We start from the raw sequence: 18,662 nt of genomic DNA on the forward strand, positions 1-18,662 counted from the left end.
TCTTTATGTCAAGTTAAGGCCGCCTTGCGAAAGCGCATTCTAGCACATTGCCTTGCGAAAGAGTTTCACACGGAAACCGGGCTCATAACCGGCTCGCCGGCCAGGAACAGACGCACGTTCTCCAGGGCCTGGCCGATCATGCGCGGAATGGAGTCCACGGTGCCCCCGGCGGTGTGCGGCGTCAGGACCACATTGGGCACGTCGGTCCAGCGCGCGGCTGGCGTCGGCTCCGTCTCGAACACGTCCAGGCCCGCCCGGCCAAGGCGTCCGTCCTTCAGGGCGGCGATCAGGGCGTCCTCGTCGATGATCGAGCCGCGCGCCACATTGACGATCATGCCGCGCGGCCCGACCGCCTCGATGATGGCGCGATCCACCGCGCGGCGATTGTTCTCGTCGGCGCGGCAGGCGACCACCAGGATGTCGCTCGCCTCCGTCAGGGCCAGCAGGCTATCGGCCCGAGGCCAGGGCGCGTCCGGCTTGGCCCGCGGACCCCACCAGGCGATCTCCATGCCGAAGGCCTGAGCCCGCACGGCTACCGCTTGGCCGATTGCCCCCAGGCCCATGATCCCCACCTTGCGGCCGCGCAGGCCGGCGCGGGGTCCCATGCGGGCGCCATCGCGCCAGCCGCCTTCGCGAACCGCCCTGTCGCCCACCACGATACTGCGCCAACCCGCGATCAGCAGGCCCAGGGCGTGGTCGGCCACATCGTCGGCGTTCAGCCCCTTGGCGTGGGTGACCTCGATCCCCATCGCCCGCGCGGCCGGGACGTTCACCCCGTCATAGCCGACACTGACGCAGGCGATCAGGCCGAGCGCCGGCAGGGTCGCCAGGAACTCCGGCTCCAGCGCTATTTCCCCGGCATGGACAACAGCGCGGGTCTGGGCGGCCTGCTCCGGCGTCAGGTCCCAGCGCCGCACCACCTCATAGCCCTGCCCCTCCAGCGCCGACTGCATCGGCGAGAGCATCTGGTGGGACAGCAGGACGACAGGCTTGGCGGGCATGCGGCATCTCCGGGGCGACCGGCGAGCCATAGCCAAGCGGGCCGGCCGCGTCATGCGCCTTGACTTGGGATCGCGCATTCTGGCCTTAAGACGCAGGTGGGCTCGCGAGGCGGCGAACAAATATCGCGCCCACATCGAACTCTCGCGGCCCTTGCGCCTGCGAGCGCACAGCCTCGCCCACGGACCCTTCTCCCATGACTACTCCCGGCGCCCTCTGGCGCGACCGCGACTTCGCCCGGCTCTGGGCGGCCCAGGCCGTCTCGGCCTTCGGCGCACGCATCACCCGCGAAGGCCTGCCGATCATGGCCGTGGTCGCCCTGGGCGCCGGGGCTGCGACCCTGGGCTTGCTGGCCGCCGTCGCCGCCGCCGCCGCCGTCTTCGCAGGGCTGGCCGGCGGCGGCTATGTCGACCGGGTGCGGCGCCGGCCGCTGCTGATCGCGGCCGACCTGGTCCGCGCCGGCGCGCTGATCGCCATTCCGCTAGCGGCCGCGTTCGGGGTTCTGACCCTGGTCCAGGTCTTCGCCGCCGCCGCCATCGTCGCAGGCGCGAGCGTGGTCTTCGACATCGCCAGCCACGCCTATCTGCCAGGGCTGATCGGCCGCGCCGCCCTCGTCGACGGCAACTCCAGGTTGGCCTCGACCGAAGCCGTGGCCGAGGTGGGCGGCCCCGCCCTGGCCGGCATGCTGTTCCAGTGGCTGACCGCGCCGTTCGCGGTGGCGGTCAACGCGGCGACCTACCTCGCCTCGGCCGGGCTGCTGGCCCTGATCCGCGCACCCGAGCCCGCGCGCGCGCCAGAACCGCCTGCGCCATGGCTGACCGAGTTGACCCAGGGCTTCCGCCTGGCCTGGGCCGAGGCCCGGGTGCGCGCCCTACTGCTGATGGGGATCGCCCAGGGCCTGTTCGGCGGGGTGTTCTCGGCGCTCTACATCCTGTTCGCCCTGCGCACGCTCAATCTGCCGACCTCGGTGCTGGGCCTGGCTATCGCGGCCGGCGGGGTGGGCGCCCTGGCGGGCGCCTGGCTAGGCCCCTGGCTCGGCAGGCGCCTGGGGGTCGGCCCCGCCATCCTCGCGGCGATCCTCGGCGCCGGCCTCTCGGCCATGGCCATCCCCCTGGCCCCCACCGACCGCCTCGGCGCGAGCGCCGTGCTCATCGCCACCCAGATCAGCGGCGATGCGCTCGCCGTGGCGGCGGGCGTACTCACCGCCACTCTTCGCCAGACCCTCTTGCCGCAACAGGTGCTGGGCCGGGTCGCGGGCGCCTTTCATGCCTCGGCTGGCGGCGTGGCGATCCTGGGCGCCCTCGCCGGTGGGGCAATGGGCGGGTTGATCGGCCCGCGCCTGGCGCTCTTCATCGCCGCCGTGGGCTTCCTCGGCATCCCGTTGATCGGCGCCCTTTCGCCCTTGCGCCAGGTTCGCAAGATGCCTGCCGGCGATTGACCTTTTCCCTCCGCGGCACGATCTGATGGCCCATGAGCGAGCGCGTCCCCCACATGCCGGCGATCTTCGTCGGCCACGGCAGTCCCATGAACGCCCTGGGCGGACCCTATGCCGAGACCTGGCGGGCCCTGGGCGAGAGCCTGCCGCGGCCCAAGGCCATCCTCTGCATCTCGGCCCACTGGTATGTGGAGGAGACGGCGGTCACCGCCATGAGCTCGCCGCGCACGATCCATGACTTCTACGGCTTCCCCAAACCGCTCTACGACATCGCCTATCCGGCGCCCGGCGACGCCTGGCTGGCCGACCGGGTCACTGACCTTCTAGCCCCGGTCCCGGTGCGCCACGACCACGAGTGGGGCCTGGACCACGGCGCCTGGTCGGTGCTGATGCATCTCTTCCCGCGAGCCGACGTGCCGGTCCTGCAGTTGGCCATCGACCGGCGCCAGCCGCCGGCATTCCACTACGAGCTCGGCCGCAAGTTGGCGGAACTCCGCGACGAAGGCGTGCTGATCCTCGGCTCGGGCGACTGGGTGCACAATCTCGGCCTGGCCATCCGCGCCCAGAGCGCCACGCCCTTCGACTGGGCCGAGCGATTCAACGAGACGGTGAAGGCCCTGATCGCCGCCCACGACCACGGCCCTCTGATCGACTGGATCAGCCTGGGCCAGGACGCGGCCCTGTCGATCCCGACGGACGAACACTACCTGCCGCTGCTCTATGTCCTGGGCGCCCAGGGCGAGGGCGACGAGGTCAACTTCTTCAACGACGCCGTCGAGCTGGGCGCCATCAGCATGACCGGCGTGACGATCGGACGGGCGGGTTAGACGGCGCGAGCCGCCTACCGCGTGAACTTGTGGAACTTGATCCGGTGGGGGATCAGGCTGTCGGCGCCCAGGCGGCGCTTCTTGTCCTCTTCATAGGCCTCGAAGTTGCCCTCGAACCATTCCACGTGGCTGTCGCCCTCGAATGCCAGGATGTGGGTCGCCAGGCGGTCCAGGAACCAGCGGTCGTGGGAGATGACCACGGCGCAGCCGGCGAATTCCTCGAGAGCCTCTTCCAGGTTCTGCAGGGTCTCGATGTCCAGGTCGTTGGTCGGTTCGTCGAGCAGGATCAGGTTGCCGCCGGTGGTCAGGGTCTTGGCCAGGTGGACGCGGTTGCGCTCACCGCCAGAGAGCTGGCCCACCTTCTTCTGCTGGTCGCCGCCCTTGAAGTTGAACGAGCCCACATAGGAGCGCGTGTTGATCTCCCGCTTGCCGACGGTGAGGATGTCCAGGCCCTGGGAGACCTCCTGCCAGATGGTCTTGTTGGGATCGAGCGCGTCGCGGCTTTGGTCCACATAGGCGAGCTTCACCGTCTCCCCGACCCGGAAGGTCCCGCCGTCGGGCTTCTCCTGGCCGGTGATGATCTTGAACAGGGTCGACTTGCCGGCGCCGTTGGGGCCGATGACGCCGACGATGCCGTTGGGCGGCAGCTTGAAGGACAGGTTCTCGAACAGCACCTTGTCGCCATAGGCCTTGGACAGGTTCTCGGCCTCCAGCACCACGCCGCCTAAGCGCGGGCCGGGCGGGATCTGGATGGTGGCGGTCGTCTGGGCGCCGCGGGCGTTCTCCTGCTCGCGAACCATTTGATCATAGGCGGCCAGTCGGGCCTTGGACTTGGCCTGGCGGGCCTTGGCGCCAGAGCGCACCCATTCCAGTTCGCGGGTCATGGCGCGCTGGCGGGCGGCTGATTCCGACTGCTCCTGGACGACGCGCTTGGTCTTCTGTTCCAGCCAGCCGGAATAGTTGCCCTCGTAGGGGATGCCCTTGCCGCGATCGAGCTCCAGCGTCCACTTGGTGACCTGGTCCAGGAAGTAGCGGTCGTGGGTGACCAGGATCACGCAGCCCGGGAAGGCCTCCAGGTGATGCTGCAGCCAGGCCACGGACTCGGCGTCCAGGTGGTTGGTCGGTTCGTCCAGCAGCAACATGTCGGGCTTGGAGAGCAGCAGGCGGGCGAGCGCGATGCGGCGCTTCTCACCCCCGGACAGCTTGTCTACCGGCCAGTCGTTGGGCGAACAGCGCAGGGCGTCCATGGCCATTTCGATCTTTGAATCGATGTCCCACAGGTCGCCGGCGTCGATCTTTTCCTGGAGGGCGGTCATCTCCTCCATCAGCTCGTCCGAATAGTCCTCGCCCAGCTTGGCGGCGATCTGGTTGTAGCGGTCGAAGATCTTCTTCTCTTCGCACCACGAGATGACGTTGCCCCAGACGTTGAGCTGCTCGTCGAGATGGGGTTCCTGCTCCAGGTAGCCCATCTTCACGCCGTCGGCCGCCTTGGCCTCGCCGTTAAATTCCTTGTCGATGCCGGCCATGATCTTCAGCAGGGTCGACTTGCCGGAGCCGTTGACGCCCACCACGCCGATCTTGGCGTCGGAGTAGAACGACAGCCAGATGTTCTCGAACACCTTCTTGCCGCCGGGATAGGCCTTGGTCAGGCCCTGCATCTGATAAATGTATTGCTGCGCCATGAGGCGTCCGCGCTCGCTTCTTCGAAAAGAGGGGAATTCGCGGAGGGAGATAGCGGTCGGGACCGCTCGGCGCAACGGCGCGCGACCTTTCGCGCCCTGCCATCAAGGGAAAATACGCCGTCCGCCCGGAGCAGGCGGGCGGACGGCGCGCGCCGCTTAACGCGCGGCGAGAGTGCTGTCGGACTTCGACTGCGCCGCCAGGCGGTTGCAGACTGAGATATTGCCGGCGCTCAGGATGCGGCCACGGCTGGTGTAGGAGGCGAGCGGGCCCACGGCGGCGGCCACCTTGCGGCATTCCTTCATCAGCGAGTCGAGCCCCACTCTCTTGTCCGCCACCCCGACGCAGGCGTCGCCCGCGCAGGTCCATTCCACGCCCTCGACCACGGTGGTGGCGGCGGACGACACGGGAGAGACGAGCCTGGCCTCGGCGCGGAAACCGGCGGCGAAGGCGGGGCTCGCGGCGAGCACGGCGCAGGAGAGGAGGCCTGCGGAGAAAAGCTTCAATTGCATTGTGCGCTCCAACGACGTAAAAAAGGCACGATCGGTCACTACCGCTCAAAGAGCACGATCGGTCACTTTTTGTCAAGCGGGGAGGCTTGGCCTTGCGCAAGGGCGACGCCACCAAGGCGCGGATTCTCGATGAGACCGCGCGACAGGCCGCGGTGAAGGGCTTTGGGGCGGTCAGCCTCAATGACGTGGCCGGGGCCGTGGGGCTCTCCAAGAGCGGCCTCTTCAAGCATTTCGAATCCAAGGAAGTGATGGAGCTGGCGACCCTCGACCAGGGCTTCGACCGCTTCGTCGCGTTTGTCTGGACGCCAGCCGAGCCCCTGCCCCCGGGCCGGCCTCGGGTGGAGATGGTCTTCGACCGCTGGCTCGACTGGACCGAGGTGGAGAACGCCGCCGGCGGCTGCCTGATCATGGCCGCCAGCGTCGAGCTGGACGATCAGCCGGGCCCGCTGCGCGATCTGCTGACCCGCAGGATCAAGCAGTGGCGCAAGGCGCTGACCCGCGAGGTGAAGGCGCTACGCGACCCCGAACTCTCGGACGAGGAGGCCGCCATCGTGGTCTTCCAGATGAAGAGCTATGTCCTGGGCCACGCCGACGCCAAGCGCCTGATGGGGGATTCCACAGCGCGCAAAGTCGCGCACGCCGCCTTCACCGCCCTGCTGGATCGGACGGTGGCCGGCTAGGAACCGAACCGGCCGCCCGCGCGTAGTCCAGGGCGAGGCCCTCCCCGCCTCGCCAATTAAGGATCACGCCATGCACAAAGACACCGTCAAGGGCGCCGCCAAGGACGCCACCGGCTCGATCAAGCAAGCGGCCGGCAAGGCCACGGGCAATGAGCGCCTGGAAGCCGAAGGCGCCGCCGAGCGGGTCGCCGGCAAGGTTCAAAAGGGCGTCGGCAATCTCAAGGACGCCGCCCGCGACACGCTGAAGAACTAGAGCGCCGACCCCACACCAATGCAGCGGGCCGCGCCCAGCCGGGCGCGGCCCTTGTCATGTCCGCCGGGGCGCCGCTTCATCGCGCCGAAGCGGTGGGGGCATGGCATGAAGATCCTGGCGGGCGCGGCGATGGCGATGGCCCTGGCGACGAGCGCGACGGCAGGTGAGGATCTCGCCCTCGCCTCCTTCGCCGAGCAGCAGCAGGCCATGGTCTCAGGCGCCGCCAGTTCGGAGAGCCTGACCCGGGACTATCTCGAGCGCATCGAGGCGATGAACCGCAAAGGCCCGAGGCTCAACGCCGTCATCGCGCTGAACCGCCATGCCCTGGCCGACGCCCGCAAGCTCGACGCCGAACGCAAGTCGGGCAAGCTGCGCGGCCCGCTGCACGGGGTGCCGATCCTGCTGAAGGACAACATCGAGTCCTGGGATGGCACGCCCACCACCGCCGGCTCCCTCGCCTTGAAGGACAATGTGCCCGAGCGCGACGCGCCCCTGGTCAAGCGCCTGACCGACGCCGGGGCGGTGATCCTGGGAAAGGCCAACCTTTCGGAGTGGGCCAATTATCGCTCGCCCCGCTCGATCAGCGGCTGGAGCGCGGCAGGCGGGCTGGTCCGCAATCCCCACGCCCTAGACCGTGGGGCCTGCGGCTCGTCGTCGGGCTCCGGCGCGGCGGTGGCTGCGGGGCTGGCGGCGGGCGCGGTTGGCACCGAGACCGACGGCTCGATCACCTGCCCGGCGACCATGAACGGCGTCGTGGGGTTGAAGCCCACGGTCGGCCTGGTCTCGCGCACCCACGTTGTCCCTATCTCGGCCAGCCAGGACACCGCCGGTCCCATGACCCGCAATGTCGCCGACGCCGCGGCCATGTTGACGGCCCTGGCCGGAACCGACCCCGCCGACCCGGCGACCCGGGAGGCCGACGCCCGCCGCATCGACTATCTGAAGGCCCTCGACGCCGGGGCGCTGAAGGGCGCGCGGATCGGGGTCCTACGCAACATGGCCGGACGGCACCCGGACATCGACGCGGCTTATGACAAGGCTCTGGCCGCCCTCAAGGCCGGCGGCGCGCTGCTGGTGGAGGTTGCAGCCCCCAGCACCACCGCCATCAGCGCGGCCGAGGAACTGGTCTTGCGGAGCGAGTTCAAGGCCGGGATCAACGCCTATTTGGCCAGCACCTCGCCCGCCAAGGTCAAGACCCGCACCCTGGCCGACATCATCGCCTTCAACGAGGCGCACGCCGGGCGCGAGATGCCGCTGTTCGGCCAGGAGACCTTCAAGACCGCCCAGGCTGCGCCGGGATTGGACGACCCCACCTATCTCAAGGCCCGGGACGACGCCCGGCGGCTGGCGGGGCCGGAAGGTATCGACAAGTGGCTGAAGGACGCCAATGTCGAGGCGCTCGTGGCGGTCTCCGGCGGCCCCGCGCCGCGGGTCGATCCGGTCAACGGCAGCCGCTGGATGGGCTCGTTCTCCGGCCCGCCGGCCGTGGCGGGCTATCCCCACCTGACGGTGCCCATGGGCGAGGTCTCCGGCCTGCCGGTCGGGCTGTCATTCATTGGAACGGCATGGTCCGACGCGCGGCTACTGTCCCTGGGCTACGCCTTCGAACAGGCCACCCACGCCCGCCTGACCCCCAGGTTCGCAACCTCCGTCGACCTGCGCCCCGAAATCGCCGGCGCCTATGACGTGAAGCCCTGAGCCGGCTGGCTAGTCGAGCGAGGCGAGGTCGTCCGGACCGCCGATGGTCACGTCGAGGTCTGTGACCAGGCCGTTGGACAGCGAATAGACCCAGCCATGGACGCAGATATCCTGGCCGCGCGCCCAAGCGTCCTGCACGAAGACGTCGGAGGCCACGTTGCGCACCTGGCGGATCACGTTGAGTTCGCAAAGCCGGTCCAGGCGCGCCCGCTCTTCCGGGATCGCATCCAGCTCATGGCGGTGCTGGTGGTGAACCTCTCGGATCGGGTGCAGCCAGTGGTCAACCAGGCCGCGGCGCTGGCCGTCCACGGCCGCGGCCACGCCGCCGCAGCCATAATGGCCGACGACCATGACGTGCTTCACCCGCAGCACGTCGACTGCGAATTGCAGCACCGACAGGTAGTTGGCGTCCTGCGGCGGAGCGAGGTTGGCGACGTTGCGGTGCACGAACAGTTCGCCCGGATCGAGGTCGACGATCTCGTTGGCCGGCACCCGGCTGTCGGAGCAGCCGATCCACAGGTATTCGGGGGCCTGCTGGCCCTCCAGCCGCTTGAAGAATCCGCCGTCGGCCGAGAGCATCCGCTCAGCCCAGGCCCGGTTGTTCGCCTTCAGATGTTCGAGCATGGCGCCGCCCATAACCCCGACCGACCGGGGCCACAAGCCGCCGCGTCAACTTGCCGGCTCAGCGCCGCGCCATGATCGCCTCGAGCGTCTGGGCCTTGGCGGCGCCATCCTCGCTCAGCCGGCGAGCGATATCCCGCACGCCCGGAGGATAGGCCTCGCCGCCCTGGGCGATCTCGTCGGCGATGTGCTGCATCTGGCGCAGTTTGGCTTCCAGCAAGTCGATGTGTTCGCGGGCCAGGAGCCGGGCCTCGGCCTGGAGCTGATGGACCCGCTGGCTCAGGCTGGGCGCGGCTGCCGGACCCGGCGCCACCACGTGGAGGGCTGCTGACATCGCTACTGTTCCTTGTCGGGGCCGTGGGTCTCACGGCCATGGCGACCTTGATGGTGGCCGGCGGCTGAACGCGTCCTGAGGCGCCGGTTAGCTGGCGTTCAGGATCGGCCTTTCCCTCGCCGACACATCCGCGCAACAATTCGAGTCGAGCTTCAATCGCGAGGTGAGGAGACCCCCACATGTGCGACGACGACATCCATCAGGGCCTGATCGACGATCCGTCCGTTTCCCGCCGGGCCTTCGGCCTGATGACCGTGGCGGCCGCCGGGATCGCCGGCTCCGCCCGCGCCGCCGTCCCGGTGGTGGAGAAGGACGTTGAGATCAAGACCGCCGACGGCCTCGCCGACGCCGCGCTCTACTATCCCGAGGGCAAGGGATCGTGGCCGGCCGTGCTGGTCTGGCCCGACGTGGTCAGCCTGCGCCCGGCCTTCCGCGAGATGGCCCGCCGCCTGGCCACCGAGGGCTATGTGGTGCTGGTTCCCAACCTGTATTACCGGGTCAAGCGCGCACCGGTCGTCGAGGGCAGCTTCAACTTCGCCAATCCCGAGGACCGCGCCAAGCTGACCCCCATGCGCGCCAGCGTGACTCCAGAGGGCACCGACCGCGACGCCGTGGCCTATCTCGCCTTCCTCGACGCCCAGCCGCAGACCAGCAAGAAGAAGAAGGTCGGAACCCAGGGCTACTGCATGGGCGGCCCGCTGGCCTTCCGGACCGCCGGCGCCGTGCCGGGCCGCGTCGGCGCCGTGGCGAGCTTCCACGGCGGCGGCCTCCACACCGACCAGCCCACCAGCCCGCACCTGACCCTGGTCAAGAGCCGCGCCGAATACCTCGTCGCCGTCGCCGACAACGACGACAAGCAGGATCCCACCGCCAAGGACAGGATCAAGGCCGCGCTCGACGCCGCCAAGCGACCCAACAAGGTCGAAGTCTATGAGGGCGCCGCCCACGGTTGGACCGTCAAGGGCAGCCAGGTCTACAACGAGCCCGCCGCGGAAAAGGCATGGGCCGAGCTCCTGGCCCTCTACAAGCGCGCCCTGGCGTAACCGGCGCCTTCGCGGCCGCGGCCGACCCTCGCCATCAAGCCTGCTGGTTCATCGACCAGGTGACGCCGAACGGGTCCCGGACCTCTCCGTAGACGTCGCCCCAGAACATCTTCTCGGGCTTGACCGTCGCCTCGGCGCCGGCGTCGACGGCGCGACTGTACCAGGCCTGGATGTCCGCGACGGGAAGCATGAGAGTGTAGCCCTGCGCCGGCAGCGCCGGCTGACCATGCTCGGGGTAGCCGTCGCTCAGCATCAGCGAGCCGCCATTGATGTAGAGGTGGATGTGCATGGTCCGGCCGTTCTCGTCGGGCGGATACTGGGCGGCGATGGTCGCGCCGAACGCCTTCTCGTAGAAGGCCGCCGCCTTAACGGCGCCGTCGAGGCTCAGATACGGAACCACGCCGCCCTTCACCTCGACGGCGGCGGGGGCCTTGGGATCGATGACGTCCGACATGGGAATCTCCTTTCGGGGCTTGTCCGTCTCTCAGGACGAACCAGCGCGCACCCAGCCGACAGTCGGGCGGAGGTAAATTTCGAAGCGTGCGTGCCGCAACGAACCCCCCGACCAAGCATTGCAGTAGCGACAGGCCCAAAAACAGCCATCGTCGCGAGAGGCCGATGCTCGAAATCACAACCCTGTCCGAACTGACCATCGATGGAAAATTGTCCCTGGGCCCGGGGGCGTCCAGCAAGGACCTCTTCGCCTTCTATGGAGACGATCTGCGGGCCTGGTTCCACGCCCAACGCGCCCGGCATGACGCCATCATGGTCGGGGCCGGCACGGTCCGGAGCGATGATCCCGAACTCACCGTCCGCTATGCGGAGGGCCGCAACCCGTTACGCGTGGTCCCGGCTTCGATGGGTCGTCTTCCCCCGGACTCCCGGCTGCTGAACGACGGGCGGCCCACACTGGTGGCGGTGTCGAACCAGGCCACAGACGAGGCCGTCGAGGCGCTCATCTCCAAGCCGAACGTCGAGGTGGTCCGTTGCGGCGAGGACCGGGTCGACCTGGCCGCCCTCATGGCCCTGCTCCACGCCCGCGGCGTCCGCACCCTGATGGCCGAGGGCGGTTCGCGCCTGCTTCACAGCCTGTTCGAGGCGGAGATGGTCACGCAGATCGTCATCAAGCACATCCCGGTGATCTCCGGCTCGGCCGACGCTCCGACCTTCCTGCGCGCCGAGGCCGGCGCCTCGCCCCTTTCGCTCTCGCGCTGGCAGCTTACCGACTGGTTCGTGAAGAGCGGGGTCGGGGTCTCCATCTATCGTCCCCTGCAGGCGGCGGCATGATCGGCGCGCCGCAAATCGAGGAGATCGGCGGACACCTCGCCGTCCGCACGGGCGCCGATCCGCCCCCGGCCTGGGACCTGCGCATCGACGCGGGCGAACCGGGGTGGGACGACGATCCGGCCCGGCTGCGCCACGCCAAGCACCAGGCCCTGATGCGGGCCTACCAGGCGCGCTACATGCTGCTGCCCGACGACGCCGCCGGCGGCTCGGTCCTGCGGCGACTGCGCCGTCACTACGATCCCGTCGAGATGGCCCGGCTGGAGGTCCTGCGCGCCGGGCTGGAGGCCGAGCTGGTCGCACCGATGGTCGAGGCGGCCAGGCAGGCTGCGGTCGGACGCGATTTGGCCGCCTACGCCACAGCCCTCCTGCCCGAGTTGCGCGAGCGCCCGGAGGACGCTTTCACCGCCTGGCTGCGGACCAATCCGAACCGCGAACACCACTACCGGAACTTCCTGATCCAGTCCTCGGCCGACCTGCTGGCGGAGGCCTCAGCCTCGGCGCTCGGCGTGGTGGGCGAGTTCGGCGCCCCTCAGTCGGCCCTGTTCCGCATCCTGATCGACGAGTTCGGATACGGCGCTCATGGCCGCAAGCACAGCGTGCTCTATCGCGCCGTGATGCGCGGTTTCGGCCTGTCGGACACCTACAACGCCTACTGGCCGTTCTTCGACACCGCCGCCCTGGAGCTGCACAACACCATCCACCACCTGTTCCAGAACCCGCGGAATTTCTTCCTGCAGGTCGGGTTCCTGATGTTCGCCGAGACCGCCTACCAGCGCTCCACCCGCGACCACGCGCGGTACCTGAAGGAGCACCACCCCGACGTGGACGCCCGCTATTTCGCCGAGCACGCCCATATCGACCTGCACCATACGCGCATGGTGATCGACGAGGTGGCCCTGCCCCTGGTCGAGACCTATGGCGAGGAGGTGGGGGCCGAGATCGTCGCCGGCGCGGAACTGACCCGCGCCGCCTTCTCCCGGGCCGGGGCGCACATGCTCGCGGTCAGTCAGGCCTTCGACGCCGCGGCCGCCGCGGGCCTGGCGGTCTACGCCCCGCCCGATCTCGCGCCGCTGGGCCAGGCGATCTCGCCCGGGGCGGCGGCCGATCTCGGGGAAGCCGCACGCATCCAGGTGGGCGGGTTGGGCCTGCTCCTGGGCGGCGCGGCCTTCGCGGCATTCCCCACCGGCGCGCTCGGGCGGATCGCGGGAGCGGCGACGTGACGGCCGCGAGCTGGATCGGCGCCGACCTGCCGCCCATCTATCGCGACGGGCAGGAGTACTTCCTGTTGGGACACGCCGACCGTCTCTATCTGGTCCTAAACCGCTGCCCGCATCGCGGCGGTCCGCTGAAGTTCGGGGTCGTCAACGGCGATGACGAGATCGTCTGCCCGCTGCATCACGGCGTCTTCAAGATCGCCCAGCTCCTCGCCCAGCCCTCGACCATCCGTCTGGACGAACAGCCGGGGGCCGTGTCGTGACCGCTCCCCTCTGGCGGCGAGTCCTGGCCGAGGGCGGAGCCCTGAAGCTGGCCAATCTCGTGACCCTGGCCCGGGGGCTGCTGGTCCTGCCGATCTTCGCCCTGCTGGCGGCGGGCCAGGACCTGGCGGCGCTCGCCGTCTATGGCTTGGCGGCCTCCACCGACCTGATCGACGGCTGGCTGGCGCGGCGCAGCGGCCGGGCCTCGGCCTTCGGCGCCCAGCTCGACGCCGCCGTCGACAATGTCTTTTCCCTGGGGATCCTGGGCTTCTTGATCCTGGCCTACCCAGGGATCGCCGAGCGCCACCCCATTGCGCTGGCGATGCTGTTCGGCGGCCCGCTCGCCTATCTCGCCGCCTCTTGGTTACTGCGGCGCCGGTTCCTGATGTTCCACTTCTGGTCGGCCAAGGCCGGGGCCGTGCTGCTGTTCTGCCTCTGGCCGCTGATGGCCTTGACGGGCTCCGAAGCCTGGCTTCCCGCCGCGGCGATCCTGGTGGCCTTCAGCCGCCTCGAGCAGGTCCTTTACATCCTGCGCGGCGGCCAGGATCTGGACGCCGCCCACGGCCTTTCCCCACCCAGTCCTGCCTTCCAGATGAAGGAATAGGCGATGACCTGTCCGCCCGTGATCTCCTGGGGTGCGCGCGAGCCGCGACTGCGTGGTCCGGTAGTGGCCGGCCTCGACGCCGGCAGCGCGCGCAACGCCATCGGCGTGCACGCCGCGACCTTCAGCGTCTACCAGGCCCTGGCCGTGGCCACCGGCGCCTTGTCGGCCCGTCATCGACCGAACCTCGACGGCACGGCGCCCAGCGTCGGGATCGGACCCTTCACGCAATGGTCCGATCCCGGCAAGATCGTGACGCTGGACCCCTGGGGCCACCGGGTCGCCGAGGTCTTCGCGCCCGAGCTCGAGGCCGGCCTCGATATCCGCCCCAGCATCGCGGTGACGGCGGGAAACCTGCGAATGGCGGAGATCAACGACGCCGTCGACCTGGGCCGCCTGCGTCCCGACGGGCGCGTCCTGACCCGGGCCGGCGACATGGCGGTGACCAAGATCGCCATCGAGCCCGTCTGGTGGCTGCCCGGCGTCGCCGCCCGCTTCGGCCTCGCCGAAAGCGCCCTGCGCGAGGCCCTGTTCCGCTGTACCGACGGCATGTATCCGGCGCTCAAGACCGACGCGGAGCGCAAGGTCTTCATGCCGCCCATCGGGGGGACCAGCGTCTATCTGTTCGGCGACCCGGCCCTGCTGCGCGCGACCGACCGCAGGATATCCTGTCGCGTCCACGACGAGTGCGGCGGCTCCGATGTCTTCGGCTCCGACCTGTGCACCTGCCGGCCCTATCTGGCGCTGGGGGTGGAGGAAGCGGTCCGCATGGCCCAGGCGGGCGGGCTCGGGGTGGTGGTCTATAACCGCAAGGAAGGCCGGGCGCTCGGCGAAGTGGTCAAGCTGTTGGTCTACAACGCCCGCGCCCGCGCCGAAGGCGGCGACCGCGCTGAAGCCTATTTCGACCGCACCATCGAGGTGGCTGGGGTCTGCGACATGCGGTTCCAGGCGCTGTCGGTCGACGTGCTCCATTGGCTGGGCCTGACGCGCATCGACCGCTGGATATCCATGAGCAACCTGAAGGCCGCGGCCTTGACCGAGGCGGGTATTGAAATCATGCGCCAGGTCGCCCTGCCCGAGGAGCGGGTGCCCACCCGCGCAGGAGTCGAAATCACCGCCAAGCGCGCCTCGGGGTACTATTCCGGCGTCTGAGCGATCTCGCGCATCTGGCCTGCGCCGCTGAGCCAGGCCATGTCCCGCTCGGCGCCGACGGCCCTGCGCGCGATGTCAGGCAGCGCGGCGACGGAGTGAACCTGCCGAACCTGCGCCGAGGCTGAACTGCGCCACGGATTGCGCCAACGCCTTGGCTTCGCCCGCCAGTGCGTGACTGGCCGCCGTAGACTGCTCGACCATGGCCGCGTTCTGTTGGGTCACCTGATCCATCTGGTTGACGGCGGTGTTGACCTGCTGGAGGCCGACGGCTTGCTCCTGGGCGCTGGCGGCGATCTCCGCCACGAGGCTGTCGATCTGCGCCACGCGGGCCACGATCCTGTTCAGCGCCTCACCGGTCTGACCCACCAGTCGCACCCCCGCGCCGACCTGATCGGTTGAGGCCGAGATGAGGGTCTTGATCTCCTTGGCCGCCTCGGCCGACCGCTGGGCCAGGGCCCGGACCTCGGAGGCGACGACGGCGAAGCCCTTGCCGGCGTCACCGGCCCGAGCCGCTTCGACCCCGGCGTTGAGGGCCAGCAGATTGGTCTGGAAGGCGATCTCGTCGATGACGCCGATGATCTGGCTGATCTGTTGAGCGGAGGTCTCGATTTGGCTCATGGCGGTGACGGCCTGTTCGACCACCTCGCCGCTGGTCTGGGCGTCGCCCCTCGCGCCCAGCACGACATCCGCGGCGGACTTCGCGCCCCCGGCCGTTCGACGCACCGTGGCGGTGATCTCGTCCAGGGCTGCGGCCGTTTCCTCCAGGCTGGCGGCCTGTTGCTCGGTGCGGCGGGAAAGGTCGTCGGCGGCCGAAGCGATCTCGGACGCGCCGTTACGCATGACGTCGGCCGAGGCCACGATCCCGCTCAGCGCCGTCTCCAGGCGCTCGGCGGCGCTGTTGAAGTCGCTACGCAGCATCTCGTAGAGCTCGGGGAAGGCCCGGTCGATGCGATAGGCCAGGTCACCGCCGGCCAGTCGCTTGAGCGCGCCCGCCAGGCCGTCCACCACCAGGTTGCGTTCACGCTCCGCCTCGGATTGGAACGCCTCGCGTTCGCTGGATGCGGCGATCTCGGCGGCGCGCGCGGTCTCGGCGGCGACCATGGCCTCCTCGACCAGCCTGCGCGACTCGGTCGCCGCGGCGAGGGTCTCGCCCGATCGGGCGAAGAGCGTGGAGATGTTGGAGGCCGCCCACATCAGGACCACCGCCTCGGCGATCAGGATCACCGCGTGAACCACCACGCGGCCAAGGTCGCCGCCACCCGGGAAGACCGCCGCCGGCATCGCGAAGCTGAGCGTCAGGTGATGCAGGGCCACCACCGCCGCGCCCGCCGCGATGGCGCGCCAGTCGCAATAGATGATCAGCGCCGCCAGGGCGGCGAAATAGGCCATGTGCAGGTCGATCTGCCAGGCCTGACCCGCGAACCCGGCCACCAGCAGCGAGACGCTCGCCATCAAAGACACGGCGGCGGCAAGGCGGACGCCTGCTCCCTCGGCGCTGACCGCCCGCAGGACTGTGACGGCTGCGGCCAACGCCGCAGCGCCGAGCGCCAGGCCAAGCCATGGCCCGCCGACCAGAAACGCCGACACTCCGACGATCGGAACCATCAGCCACAGCACGGCGATCACGATCTTGTCGGCGAAGCGCCGCTGATCGTCGATGGATTGGAACATGACCGAGGTCTCCTAGACGCCGCAAAGCCGGGCGAGGCCCGGATCGATGGAAAACAATGCGCCTGCCGCACGCAGCCGCGCCGCGGCGTCGCCCTGGGGCGCGCGCACGATGACGATGAAGGAGAGCGACCCGACCGCCTGGATCGCGCCGGCGTCCGCCGCCGCGCCAAAAGCTTCGCCGCGCCCCCACCAGGGCGGGAAAACGCCGGCCGCCTCGGCGGGATCGCGCGGACCCGCGCCGACCAGGACCGCGACCGCCAGCGACGCGACCGCGATCAGGCCGGCGAGCGCGACGCTGGTTGGCGACAGCTGTTCAGGATCGGAGGCTCGAGATCTGCCCATGGGCCCGGTCTAGGGTCATGGTCGTTTCGCCATTGTTAAGCATGGCCGGCGATTTCGCGAATTCTCTAGGAAAATCAAGCTATCCTATGTTGCGCGGGGCGAGAACCTCCACTTGAGGTAGCTCCTGGGTGTCCGCCTCTGTTCCGCCGCCGCCGAGTCCACATTCCGCCTCACACCCCGCGCCAAGCTATGCCTTGAGGGGCCAAGGCAGGAGCTTGGAAGACCATGTCCGGTTCAAAGACGGTCCGTAGGGTATCCTTCATCGCATTGGCGGCCTTGACCGCCGCCGGGGCGCCGCCGGCGCCCAGCATCGCACAGAGCGCCTATCGCGACGGTTCGCCGACCCCGGCGGCCTGCGAGGCCCTGGGTTTCTCCACGGTCGCCGAGCGTGACGACTATCGAGGCGCCGCACGGGTCGGCATCCCGCCGCCGCCCCCGCCACCGCCGCAAGTCCAGCCGCGCGGGCGGGCTGCCGACGCCGCGGCGGGGGTCCACAAACGCATTGAGGAGCTGGCCGTAACCGGTCAGTCCGTGCGTCCCGCCGCGCCGTCGATGTATGCGCCGCCGCCTGCGATCATGCGCCAGCGGGTGGAGACCGAACGCTATCCCAGCGCCCAGGCCAACCCGATCCGGCGGGTGGCCGACGAGCCGGTCTCCACCTTCTCGGTCGATGTCGACACCGCCGCCTACGCCAATGTCCGCCGCTTCTTGAACGACGGCCGACGGCCGCCCGCCGACGCCGTGCGGGTCGAGGAGCTGGTGAACTATTTTGACTACGGCTACGTCGCGCCCAACGACCGGGCCACGCCCTTCCGCCCCTTCGTGGCGGTGACCCCCTCACCCTGGTCGGCGCAGCGCGAGATCATGCATATCGGCCTGCAGGGCTATGAGCCGCCGCGGGCCGCCCAGCCGCCGCTCAACCTGGTCTTCCTGATCGACACCTCCGGCTCCATGAGCTCGGAGGACCGGCTGCCCTTGGCCCGCAAGAGCCTCGGCCTGCTGATCGACCAGCTGCGGCCCCAGGATCGCGTGGCCATGGTCGCCTATGCCGGCTCGGCCGGGGCGGTGCTTGCCCCCACCGATGGCCGCCAGAAGCTGAAGATGCGCTGCGCGCTGGAAGCCCTTCACTCCGGCGGTTCGACGGCTGGCGGGGCGGGCCTGGCGCTCGCCTATGACCTGGCTCGCCAGAACTTCGATCCCAAGGCGGTCAACCGGGTGATCCTGGTCACCGACGGCGACTTCAATGTCGGCGTGGCCGACCCCGCCAAGCTGAAGGATTTCGTGGCCGAGCAGCGCAAGACCGGGGTCTACCTCTCGGTCTACGGCTATGGCCGCGGCAACTACAACGACGCGATGATGCAGACCCTGGCGCAGAACGGCAACGGGACGGCGGCCTATGTCGACACCCTCAACGAGGCGCGCCGACTGTTCCGCGACGACTTCACCGCCTCGCTGTTCCCCATCGCCGACGACGTGAAGATCCAGGTGGAGTTCAATCCGGCCCGGGTCAGCGAATATCGACTGATTGGCTACGAGACCCGGATGCTGGCGCGCGAGGACTTCAATAACGACCGGGTGGACGCCGGCGAGGTCGGGAGCGGCGCCTCTGTCACCGCCCTCTACGAGATCACGCCGACCGGCGCGGCGCCCTCCAGCGATCCCTTGCGCTATGGCCGCCGACCCACCCCGGCCCCCGCGCCGGCCGGCGAGCTCGCATTCCTCAAGGTGCGCTACAAACTGCCGGGCGAGCGGACCTCCCGCCTGATCGAACGACCCATCGGCGCCGCCGACGTCTACCCCAACGTGGCCTCCGCGCCCGAACCGGCGCGCTGGGCGCTGGCGGTGGCCGGCTTCGGCCAGAAGCTACGCGGCGATCCGCGGATCGACGAGCGTTTCGGCTGGCCCCAGGTGGCCGCACTGGCCCAGGGCGCGCGCGGCGAGGACCCCTTCGGCCTGCGCGCCGAGTTCGTCCAGCTGGTCCGCAACGCCGAGGGCGCGCGATCCCTGAACGAGTAACCCTCTCGCCGGGGGGCCGCCATCACCTCGCTAGGC

20 protein-coding genes are annotated in these 18,662 nt (G+C 69.5%); 12 read left to right on the forward strand and 8 right to left on the reverse strand.

The window, feature by feature from the left end; genetic code table 11:
- Nucleotides 1-65: 65 nt before the first annotated feature.
- On the reverse strand, nt 66-1,001 hold the full coding sequence (locus M9M90_RS15790) for a 2-hydroxyacid dehydrogenase (protein WP_254834183.1): 936 nt from the start codon (nt 999-1,001) through the stop codon (nt 66-68).
- 194 nt (nt 1,002-1,195) lie between these two features.
- Between M9M90_RS15790 and M9M90_RS15795 the strand changes: the two genes are divergently transcribed.
- Together M9M90_RS15795 and ygiD are read left to right on the forward strand one after the other, a co-directional pair.
- Nucleotides 1,196-2,437 (forward strand): MFS transporter, encoded by a 1,242-nt coding sequence (locus M9M90_RS15795; RefSeq protein ID WP_254834184.1) that lies wholly within the window; start codon nt 1,196-1,198, stop codon nt 2,435-2,437.
- Between the two features lie 32 nt (nt 2,438-2,469).
- A complete protein-coding gene (gene ygiD / locus M9M90_RS15800; protein ID WP_254834185.1) occupies nt 2,470-3,261 on the forward strand; it encodes a 4,5-DOPA dioxygenase extradiol in 792 nt (263 codons plus the stop codon).
- 14 nt (nt 3,262-3,275) lie between these two features.
- Here ygiD and ettA read toward each other — a convergent pair whose 3' ends face one another.
- Together ettA and M9M90_RS15810 are read right to left on the reverse strand one after the other, a co-directional pair.
- Nucleotides 3,276-4,943, reverse strand: coding sequence for an energy-dependent translational throttle protein EttA (ettA, locus tag M9M90_RS15805; RefSeq protein ID WP_254834186.1), 1,668 nt, complete (start codon nt 4,941-4,943; stop codon nt 3,276-3,278).
- A gap of 156 nt (nt 4,944-5,099) precedes the next feature.
- A complete protein-coding gene (locus M9M90_RS15810) occupies nt 5,100-5,453 on the reverse strand; it encodes a hypothetical protein (protein ID WP_254834187.1) in 354 nt (117 codons plus the stop codon).
- A 92-nt stretch (nt 5,454-5,545) separates the two neighbouring features.
- Here M9M90_RS15810 and M9M90_RS15815 point away from each other — a divergent pair, with 92 nt between their 5' ends.
- From M9M90_RS15815 to M9M90_RS15825, 3 genes are all read left to right on the forward strand, one after another.
- A complete protein-coding gene (locus M9M90_RS15815) occupies nt 5,546-6,133 on the forward strand; it encodes a TetR/AcrR family transcriptional regulator (RefSeq protein ID WP_254834188.1) in 588 nt (195 codons plus the stop codon).
- 70 nt (nt 6,134-6,203) lie between these two features.
- Nucleotides 6,204-6,386, forward strand: a complete 183-nt coding sequence (locus M9M90_RS15820) for a CsbD family protein (protein ID WP_254834189.1) — start codon at nt 6,204-6,206, stop codon at nt 6,384-6,386.
- Nucleotides 6,387-6,491: 105 nt separating this feature from the next.
- Nucleotides 6,492-8,084, forward strand: coding sequence for an amidase (locus M9M90_RS15825; RefSeq protein ID WP_254834190.1), 1,593 nt, complete (start codon nt 6,492-6,494; stop codon nt 8,082-8,084).
- 9 nt (nt 8,085-8,093) lie between these two features.
- Here the strand turns inward: M9M90_RS15825 and M9M90_RS15830 are convergent, their stop codons facing one another.
- Together M9M90_RS15830 and M9M90_RS15835 are read right to left on the reverse strand one after the other, a co-directional pair.
- On the reverse strand, nt 8,094-8,708 hold the full coding sequence (locus M9M90_RS15830) for a carbonic anhydrase (RefSeq protein WP_254834191.1): 615 nt from the start codon (nt 8,706-8,708) through the stop codon (nt 8,094-8,096).
- Between the two features lie 58 nt (nt 8,709-8,766).
- Nucleotides 8,767-9,039, reverse strand: a complete 273-nt coding sequence (locus M9M90_RS15835; protein ID WP_254834192.1) for a hypothetical protein — start codon at nt 9,037-9,039, stop codon at nt 8,767-8,769.
- Between the two features lie 179 nt (nt 9,040-9,218).
- Between M9M90_RS15835 and M9M90_RS15840 the strand changes: the two genes are divergently transcribed.
- Nucleotides 9,219-10,082 carry a dienelactone hydrolase family protein gene (locus M9M90_RS15840; protein ID WP_254834193.1) on the forward strand — a complete coding sequence of 288 codons (864 nt, stop codon included), beginning with the start codon at nt 9,219-9,221 and terminating at the stop codon, nt 10,080-10,082.
- A 34-nt stretch (nt 10,083-10,116) separates the two neighbouring features.
- Here the strand turns inward: M9M90_RS15840 and M9M90_RS15845 are convergent, their stop codons facing one another.
- Nucleotides 10,117-10,536 carry a glyoxalase/bleomycin resistance/extradiol dioxygenase family protein gene (locus M9M90_RS15845; protein WP_254834194.1) on the reverse strand — a complete coding sequence of 140 codons (420 nt, stop codon included), beginning with the start codon at nt 10,534-10,536 and terminating at the stop codon, nt 10,117-10,119.
- 164 nt (nt 10,537-10,700) lie between these two features.
- On the opposite strand from M9M90_RS15845, the gene M9M90_RS15850 reads away from it, so the two are divergent.
- The 5 genes from M9M90_RS15850 to M9M90_RS15870 are packed head-to-tail and all read left to right on the forward strand — an operon-like array spanning nt 10,701 to nt 14,597.
- Nucleotides 10,701-11,369 (forward strand): dihydrofolate reductase family protein, encoded by a 669-nt coding sequence (locus M9M90_RS15850; protein WP_254834195.1) that lies wholly within the window; start codon nt 10,701-10,703, stop codon nt 11,367-11,369.
- On the forward strand, nt 11,366-12,589 hold the full coding sequence (locus M9M90_RS15855; RefSeq protein ID WP_254834196.1) for an iron-containing redox enzyme family protein: 1,224 nt from the start codon (nt 11,366-11,368) through the stop codon (nt 12,587-12,589). The genes M9M90_RS15850 and M9M90_RS15855 overlap by 4 nt, the downstream gene beginning before the upstream one ends.
- The gene (locus M9M90_RS15860; protein WP_254834197.1) at nt 12,586-12,846 is read left to right on the forward strand and encodes a Rieske 2Fe-2S domain-containing protein; all 261 of its coding nucleotides are present in this window, start codon (nt 12,586-12,588) and stop codon (nt 12,844-12,846) included. The genes M9M90_RS15855 and M9M90_RS15860 overlap by 4 nt, the downstream gene beginning before the upstream one ends.
- On the forward strand, nt 12,843-13,448 hold the full coding sequence (locus tag M9M90_RS15865; protein ID WP_254834198.1) for a CDP-alcohol phosphatidyltransferase family protein: 606 nt from the start codon (nt 12,843-12,845) through the stop codon (nt 13,446-13,448). Before M9M90_RS15860 ends, M9M90_RS15865 begins: the two co-directional genes overlap by 4 nt.
- A 3-nt stretch (nt 13,449-13,451) precedes the next feature.
- On the forward strand, nt 13,452-14,597 hold the full coding sequence (locus tag M9M90_RS15870) for a GTP cyclohydrolase II (protein WP_254834199.1): 1,146 nt from the start codon (nt 13,452-13,454) through the stop codon (nt 14,595-14,597).
- Between the two features lie 75 nt (nt 14,598-14,672).
- Here the strand turns inward: M9M90_RS15870 and M9M90_RS15875 are convergent, their stop codons facing one another.
- Both M9M90_RS15875 and M9M90_RS15880 read right to left on the reverse strand, forming a co-directional pair.
- Nucleotides 14,673-16,268: a methyl-accepting chemotaxis protein gene (locus M9M90_RS15875; RefSeq protein WP_254834200.1), complete on the reverse strand. Its 1,596-nt coding sequence runs from the start codon at nt 16,266-16,268 to the stop codon at nt 14,673-14,675.
- Nucleotides 16,269-16,280: 12 nt separating this feature from the next.
- On the reverse strand, nt 16,281-16,610 hold the full coding sequence (locus tag M9M90_RS15880; RefSeq protein ID WP_254834204.1) for a hypothetical protein: 330 nt from the start codon (nt 16,608-16,610) through the stop codon (nt 16,281-16,283).
- Nucleotides 16,611-16,835: 225 nt separating this feature from the next.
- On the opposite strand from M9M90_RS15880, the gene M9M90_RS15885 reads away from it, so the two are divergent.
- Nucleotides 16,836-18,626, forward strand: coding sequence for a VWA domain-containing protein (locus tag M9M90_RS15885; RefSeq protein ID WP_254834205.1), 1,791 nt, complete (start codon nt 16,836-16,838; stop codon nt 18,624-18,626).
- Nucleotides 18,627-18,662: the final 36 nt, after the last annotated feature.

The sequence above is a fragment of the Phenylobacterium sp. LH3H17 genome, from assembly GCF_024298925.1.
In the GTDB taxonomy this organism is placed as follows: Bacteria; Pseudomonadota; Alphaproteobacteria; order Caulobacterales; family Caulobacteraceae; genus Phenylobacterium.

Coding starts and splice junctions, on each gene's coding strand:
- M9M90_RS15790 (WP_254834183.1), bottom strand. CDS start 1,001: ATGCCCGCCAAGCCTGTCGTCCTGCTGTCCCACCAGATGCTCTCGCCG.
- ygiD (WP_254834185.1), top strand. CDS start 2,470: ATGAGCGAGCGCGTCCCCCACATGCCGGCGATCTTCGTCGGCCACGGC.
- M9M90_RS15870 (WP_254834199.1), top strand. CDS start 13,452: ATGACCTGTCCGCCCGTGATCTCCTGGGGTGCGCGCGAGCCGCGACTG.
- M9M90_RS15830 (WP_254834191.1), bottom strand. CDS start 8,708: ATGCTCGAACATCTGAAGGCGAACAACCGGGCCTGGGCTGAGCGGATG.
- M9M90_RS15855 (WP_254834196.1), top strand. CDS start 11,366: ATGATCGGCGCGCCGCAAATCGAGGAGATCGGCGGACACCTCGCCGTC.
- M9M90_RS15795 (WP_254834184.1), top strand. CDS start 1,196: ATGACTACTCCCGGCGCCCTCTGGCGCGACCGCGACTTCGCCCGGCTC.
- M9M90_RS15880 (WP_254834204.1), bottom strand. CDS start 16,610: ATGGGCAGATCTCGAGCCTCCGATCCTGAACAGCTGTCGCCAACCAGC.
- M9M90_RS15885 (WP_254834205.1), top strand. CDS start 16,836: ATGTCCGGTTCAAAGACGGTCCGTAGGGTATCCTTCATCGCATTGGCG.
- M9M90_RS15810 (WP_254834187.1), bottom strand. CDS start 5,453: ATGCAATTGAAGCTTTTCTCCGCAGGCCTCCTCTCCTGCGCCGTGCTC.
- M9M90_RS15875 (WP_254834200.1), bottom strand. CDS start 16,268: ATGTTCCAATCCATCGACGATCAGCGGCGCTTCGCCGACAAGATCGTG.
- M9M90_RS15840 (WP_254834193.1), top strand. CDS start 9,219: ATGTGCGACGACGACATCCATCAGGGCCTGATCGACGATCCGTCCGTT.
- M9M90_RS15820 (WP_254834189.1), top strand. CDS start 6,204: ATGCACAAAGACACCGTCAAGGGCGCCGCCAAGGACGCCACCGGCTCG.
- M9M90_RS15825 (WP_254834190.1), top strand. CDS start 6,492: ATGAAGATCCTGGCGGGCGCGGCGATGGCGATGGCCCTGGCGACGAGC.
- ettA (WP_254834186.1), bottom strand. CDS start 4,943: ATGGCGCAGCAATACATTTATCAGATGCAGGGCCTGACCAAGGCCTAT.
- M9M90_RS15850 (WP_254834195.1), top strand. CDS start 10,701: ATGCTCGAAATCACAACCCTGTCCGAACTGACCATCGATGGAAAATTG.
- M9M90_RS15835 (WP_254834192.1), bottom strand. CDS start 9,039: ATGTCAGCAGCCCTCCACGTGGTGGCGCCGGGTCCGGCAGCCGCGCCC.
- M9M90_RS15845 (WP_254834194.1), bottom strand. CDS start 10,536: ATGTCGGACGTCATCGATCCCAAGGCCCCCGCCGCCGTCGAGGTGAAG.